At 48.2% G+C, this 6,508-nt stretch carries 5 protein-coding genes and 1 pseudogene; all 6 read left to right on the top strand.

Features of this window, described 5'->3' with window-relative positions; all coding sequences use genetic code 11:
- Nucleotides 1-131 precede the first annotated feature (131 nt).
- A pseudogene (locus tag ACTQ33_RS16770) lies at nt 132-2,213 on the top strand (heavy metal translocating P-type ATPase).
- 399 nt (nt 2,214-2,612) lie between these two features.
- Nucleotides 2,613-3,023: a hypothetical protein gene (locus ACTQ33_RS16765; protein WP_441465637.1), complete on the top strand. Its 411-nt coding sequence runs from the start codon at nt 2,613-2,615 to the stop codon at nt 3,021-3,023.
- Between the two features lie 156 nt (nt 3,024-3,179).
- On the top strand, nt 3,180-3,464 hold the full coding sequence (locus ACTQ33_RS16760; protein WP_441465636.1) for a transposase: 285 nt from the start codon (nt 3,180-3,182) through the stop codon (nt 3,462-3,464).
- A gap of 313 nt (nt 3,465-3,777) precedes the next feature.
- Nucleotides 3,778-4,191 (top strand): transposase, encoded by a 414-nt coding sequence (locus ACTQ33_RS16755; protein ID WP_441465635.1) that lies wholly within the window; start codon nt 3,778-3,780, stop codon nt 4,189-4,191.
- A 326-nt stretch (nt 4,192-4,517) separates the two neighbouring features.
- On the top strand, nt 4,518-5,819 hold the full coding sequence (locus ACTQ33_RS16750) for an AAA family ATPase (RefSeq protein ID WP_441465634.1): 1,302 nt from the start codon (nt 4,518-4,520) through the stop codon (nt 5,817-5,819).
- Entirely contained in the window at nt 5,812-6,294 is a 483-nt protein-coding gene (locus tag ACTQ33_RS16745; protein WP_441465633.1) for a type II toxin-antitoxin system VapC family toxin, read from the top strand. Before ACTQ33_RS16750 ends, ACTQ33_RS16745 begins: the two co-directional genes overlap by 8 nt.
- Nucleotides 6,295-6,508: the final 214 nt, after the last annotated feature.

Below are 6,508 nucleotides of genomic sequence, written 5' to 3'. Positions count from 1 at the left end.
TAGCCTACGCCGGGGTCCCTACGGACCTCTGCTTTGCTATACCTTTCTTGAACTATCTCTTTTCACCACCACCATTCATTTTTGGGGTTGACTTTTAATAGTTAATCTTTCTTCGTGAAGGAGGAAGGACCATGAATGCAACGATTTTGCATGAGAGCAACGGACGGCTCCGTATCCGGGTGCAGCAGAAACGGATGACCATGGCCCAGGCCGATCTGCTGGAAGCCTGGCTCCAAAGCCGGCCATGGGCCAGCCGGGTCACGGTCCATGAACGGACCTGCTGTGCCATTTTGTACTATACCGGCCACCGGCAAGCGGTGCTGGAGGATATCCGTCGCTTCTCCTGGCAAGAGGCGGAGACCAGCATGACACTACCTGCCCACAGCAGCCGGGCGCTCAACCGGAGTTTTGAGGAAAAGCTGGTGAGCAAGGTGGCTGTCAAGGCGGCCTGTACCTTGTTCCTGCCTGCGCCCCTGCGGGTTGCCCGCATCCTGTGGCATATGATTCCCTTTGTGCGTCGCGGACTGCACTGCCTGCTTCGCCGCCGTATCAAGGTAGAGCTGTTGGATGCTCTGTCCATTTCCATTTCTGTCTACCGCAGAGACTTCGGAACGGCTGGTGCGGTGATGTTCCTGCTGGAGCTGGGAGAGCTTCTGGAAGAGTGGACCCGAAAAAAATCCATGGAGGATCTGGCCCGGTGCATGTCCCTCAATGTGGACCGGGTCTGGATGCGCACACCGGAGGGCGAAGTGCTGGTACCGGTGGCCCAAATCCAGCCCGGAGACACGGTGGTGGTCCGGGCCGGCGGTATCATTCCGCTGGACGGCGTGGTCCTGGAGGGCGAAATGACCGTCAATCAGGCATCCCTGACGGGAGAGTCCATCCCTGTGCCCAAACGTCCCGGCGGCACCGTCTACGCCGGTACAGTAGTAGAGGAAGGCGAGTGCGTGGTGGAGGTCAAGCAGGCCACTGGCCAGAGCCGCTATGACCAGATCGTGCAGATGATCGAGTAGTCGGAACAGATGAAGTCGGCTGCCGAGAGCAAAGCCGCCAATCTGGCCGACAAGCTGGTGCCGTACACCTTTGCGGGTAGCATTTTAAGTTTTGTCCTGACCCGCAATGTGGCAAGGGCGCTGTCGGTGCTGATGGTGGATTTCTCCTGTGCTCTGAAACTAGCCATGCCTCTGGCAGTGCTGTCGGCCATGCGGGAGGCAGGCCAGGCCCATATCACCGTCAAGGGCGGCAAGTTCCTGGAAGCCGTGGCGGCAGCGGATGTGATTGTCTTTGACAAGACCGGCACCCTGACCCACGCCTGCCCCAGAGTGGAAACGGTCATTCCCTTTGGCGGCAGGGAAGAGGCGGAAATGCTGCGGCTGGCGGCTTGCCTGGAAGAGCATTTTCCCCACTCCATGGCCAACGCTGTGGTAGAGGAAGCCAAACAGCGGGGACTGACCCATGAGGAGTTCCATTCCAAGGTGGAGTATCTGGTGGCCCACGGTATTGTCAGTAATGTCAATGGCGAACGGGTCCTCATCGGCAGCGCTCATTTTGTTTTTGAAGATGAAGGCTGTGTTATCCCACTGGAGGATCAGACACGCTTTGACGCCCTGCCGGAGCAGTATTCCCATCTGTTCCTGGCGGTTGGCGGTGAGCTGGCTGCGGTGATCTGCATTTCCGACCCGGTGCGGGAGGAAGCTGCCTCAGCGCTTGCTGCTTTGCGGAAAATGGGGATCTCCAAAACGGTGATGCTCACCGGAGACAGCCAGAGAACGGCGGCATCCATCGCGGCCCAGCTGGGCGTGGACGAATTCCGGGCCGAGGTGCTGCCTGCCGATAAAGCACAGTTTGTGGCCCAACTGCGGCAGGAAGGCCACACAGTGCTGATGGTAGGAGATGGCATCAACGATTCCCCAGCCCTGTCGGAAGCGGATGCAGGCATTGCCATCAGCGACGGTGCGGCGCTGGCCCGGGAGATTGCCGATATTACCATTGCAGCCGATACCCTCTGGGAACTGGTTGAACTGCGGCGCATCGCCATGGCGCTTATGGCCCGCATCCACTCCAATTACCGGTTTGTCATCGGCTTCAACGGCGGCTTGATCGCCCTGGGCGTCAGTGGTATTCTGGCACCGGCCACTTCGGCAACGCTGCATAATTTGTCCACCCTGGGTGTCAGCCTGCGTAGCATGACAAAGCTGCCGCATACAAAATAAGCTGAACTGTAAAACTCTAAAATAGCAGCGTCGACTGTGTGCGGTGTCAAAATGCACACAGTCGACGAAGAAAGATTGTTACCTCAATACCCCTAGTACATTTTGGTTTCATCCTCTAAAAATTTCGGTAGTTGCTAGAGATACAAAAACGGGGGGATAGAATGATATATTGCAGGATATATAAAAGGCCTATCTTAGCAGACACCATGTTAACTGGCGACCTTGCTCCTATACAACGGAGCAAGGTCGCCAGTTTTTTATCGACAAAATTCCCTATATTTTTTGTCACTTTTTGAGACACGGGTTTTAGAGCGGTACTGCCGAAAAAGCGAGCTCACAATTGACAGCCCCACTGATGCGATGACGTATGATCGACAGGAAGGACGGCACAGATGGCATTTGCCGAATGTGTCAGGAATATCCGCTAGAAAAACTATTGAAGCATGTAAAAAAACTATGTTTCAAAAGCAACAAAACAATACATTGTTTCATGCGTATACTATTCCTTTACTCCAAGGAATGGTAGATCATATTGGATTAATTCCAGGTACATTTAAGGAGCAATATGTAAAATACGATGATAATGAAGAAGACTTGACTATCATTGTATTTGATTCGGCACATTTAGCTGAGGTACGTGATTTAGTTGAATTTATATATGACGTAGTCACCGAGATGTATTATGATGCTAATACTTGTCCATATCTAGGACAGGGCCTATATCAACGACTACAAGAAAAGTGCAAAACCGAAGCAGAATTAGATAGGATTAAATCCGTTTATGGTTTTTTACTCGATGAAGTACCATAACTGAGTCTGACTGTAAATATCTGAACGAAACTTCCAAGAAGGCACCTGCCATTTGATGTAAAAGTCTCAAGCACATGACATGGAGTGCTATCATAAAAGTAGAGTCCCGGAATGCAAGGAAATCTGATAAAATAAGATTTCAAAGGAGGGCACGACATGGGACGAAGATACACAGAGGAAGAGCGCCGGGAGACGCTGAAGATGGCAGAAGAAATAGGCGGTGCTGGGGCCGCAGCCCGGCGGTTTAGAATCCAGGAGGACACGCTCTACGGCTGGCGAGGGCGGAAGAAACAGCAGCAGGCTGCGTTGGAGCAGGATATCGGCGGGCGAAGTGAAGCGGATCTGCTGGCAGAAAATGAGCAGTTGCGGATGCAACTGAAGCAGGCGCAGCAGGACGTGGAAATTCTCCAGGCGTTTTTTGCCAAGCGCCGCAAACCGTGAACCCCAACTGCAAGTATCGATTTATCCAGGAACATTGCAGCTGCTGGACTGTCACCGCCATATGCCGTGTGCTGGGCATCAGCGAGCAAGGATATTATCGGTTTCTCAGGCGGCCGAAAAGGAAAACTATGATCAGATGCTGCTGGAACAGATATACGAATGTCTGCGGGAAAATACCGAAATGGGGGAAAATACGGTGTACGGCGCATTATTACATGGCTGAGATTGTATAAAAACTACACTGGTGGGAGCTGCAGGCTCTATCGTCTCTGCCGGGAACACCACCTGACGATTCAAGGAAAGCGTCGTCCCAATGGTATCACTAGGGCAGATTATCAGGCAGAAAAGTCAGAAAACATCATCAAACGGGAACTTTACCGCAGAAAAACCAATTGAGAAGTTTCTCACATGCAGGCAGAATTGTGTGTGTGTGGAAGTATTGGAAAACGCCTGTCGTGGCGTAGAGATCCGCGGCCTGATCCTGCACTCCGACCGTGGCAGCCAGTTTGCCAGCCAGCTGTTTCGCGCTGCGATCCGGCGCCATGGGATTCGGCAGAGCATGAGCGGTACGGGCCGCAGTTATGACAACGCCAGAATGGAGAGTTTCTTTGCCGCGCTGAAGAAGGAAAAGCTCTTGACGGTGGACACGACTGCACTGAGCCGGGCCACCGTCAAGAGCATGGTGTTTCGCTATATCCGTTACTATAACCCGTGGGGAAACAGGTGAATAATGTAGGAGGCCGAGGCCGTAATCTGTAACTGAACCATCACTCGCTGATTGCGTTCAGGTAAGTTGTTCCCAAAAGTAAAACGTTACAAAATTCTGAGAAATAACTACTTTGTAAAAAAGAAAGCATGATGGAAGAAAAATAACAGAATAGCAGTGCATAAGAATGTGATAACATGCAATATAGCACATAAAGATTGAACTCTTTCTATGCTCGTGTATTTTGATTGTATATATAGAATCCATATGTTATTATATAAAAGTGGACAGTATATTAACAACTTAACATAAATGCGCTATACCCCTTTGGAGTGGAGGGACAATAAATGATTAAATCATTCATTTTCGAAAAATTTAAAGGATATGAGCGTGCTGTTTTATGGCTTGAACAGATCACAACGCTAATTGGATCAAATGCATCAGGTAAGAGCAATGCAATTGAAGGAATACAAATCCTTTCTGAGTTAGCAACTGGCCGAGATTTGAATATGATTTTTGATGGGACTAAGAATAGCGAGGGGAGTATCCGTGGCGGAGCTAAAGGGTGCTGTAGATTTGGCGCCAATTCGTTTCTTCTTGGATGTACAATAGATTGGGACGATAAGTATGATTTGCTCTATCGTATTCGTATTGGGGCACTAGGCCGTATTACTGTTGAGGAAGAATCTCTTTACTTGGTTAAAAATGCTCAGACAGATGCGATTAATGGGTCTGTAATTTTTAAAGCTACTGCCTCAAATGCGGATAGCGGAGACATCGTGGTTGAATACACAAATGGAAAAAGAGGCAAAAACCCTGAGTGCCGTGTAATACGCAGCATGTCGGTTTTGTCCCAAATGCAAAGTCGGTTACCTTCAGACATTGAAAATTATGAGAACACTCTTCAGAAAATTCAGAAAGTCCAAAACAGTCTTACACAGATGTTCATTCTTGATCCTATCCCGGCCATGATGCGAGGTTACAGCCGAGTGGGAGACAGCACATTGCGGCGCAATTGTAGCAACTTATCTGCTGTCCTGTATTCTCTCAAGGAGAACCAATCTGAAGAATGGAATTCCTTTTGCAATGTGGTAAAAGATTTGCCGGAAAACGAAATTAAGGATATCGGCTTCGTCAAAACGCAAATCAATGACGTAATTCTTGTTCAAAAAGAACAAAATGGAAAGAGCACAGAAAATATTGATGCAGCACGCCTATCTGATGGTACGCTAAGGTGTATTGCGGTTTTGGCTGCTGTTATGAGCGAGCCTAAAAACAGTTTGATTGCGATTGAAGAAATGGACAACGGTATTCATCCGAGTCGAGTTATTAAGCTTATGCAAGCCGTTTGTCAAATTGCAGTAAGACGTAAAATTGATCTCATTATGACAACACATAATGTTACAGTGTTAAATGGTTTGGATAAAGAAAAGATTCTTGGAGTTTCAGTTGTATATAGAGATGCTCAATCTCAATCCAGTAAGATAATTCCGTACGTTGACATTCGAAATCAAGCTGGATTGCTAGCTTCTGGTGGAATTGGAAGTGCAATGGAGTCTGAGAAGCTAATTGATGCAATTAAGAACACGATGCCAATTAAACCATTTGATTTTGATTCTCCTGAGATGGAGGCTGGTCCAAATGAGTAACGTGCACTTTATTGATACTTCTGTTTTGGTTGAACTTTTAAATATACCGAATATGAACGGGCGCCACGCACAAGCAAAAGCAGAATACGAAGAGCTCGTTGCCAGTGGAGATACGTTTGTTTTGCCTGTTGCTGTGTTGGTCGAAACTGGAAACCACATAGCGCACATTTCTGATGGCAATATGCGTTATAAAATTGCAGTTTTGTTTTCATCACTTGTTCAAAAGGCGATAAAATCAGAAGATAACTGGAATACGGTTCCTGACATCCCAATGTGTACTTTAGAGAAAATTATACATCAATTCCCTAGTCTGGCTCGAGGCCAGACAGGGTTTGGTGACATCAGTATCATCGAGCAGTTTAATGATTATTGGCAGAATCGACAGCCGATTGGCATGATGCGAATTTGGGCATTTGATGAGCATCTTCAGGGTTATTCTCAGATAGGTGGATTGTCCCGAAGAAAAAATAGATAGGCTTTTGATCATACATAGATCATTATGAATGCGCCCCACTTTTCAAACTATTTTATTGAAAAGTGGGGTACATTGTATGCAGAAAGCCTTATTTCATGGGGATTTCGAGACTATCCCAAGTTTTGTGTAAATCTCCTGTGTGGTGTAGAATAGAGGCACCGCATAGGAGGTTTTACATATGGCTAGAAAGAATCGTACCCCGGAAGAAAATGCC

This window comes from Candidatus Avoscillospira sp. LCP25S3_F1, assembly GCF_052117125.1.
Taxonomy (GTDB): domain Bacteria; phylum Bacillota; class Clostridia; order Oscillospirales; family Oscillospiraceae; genus Avoscillospira_A.
Note: the sequence above shows the minus strand (reverse complement) of the source record. Positions and strands in the feature narration are given on the sequence as shown.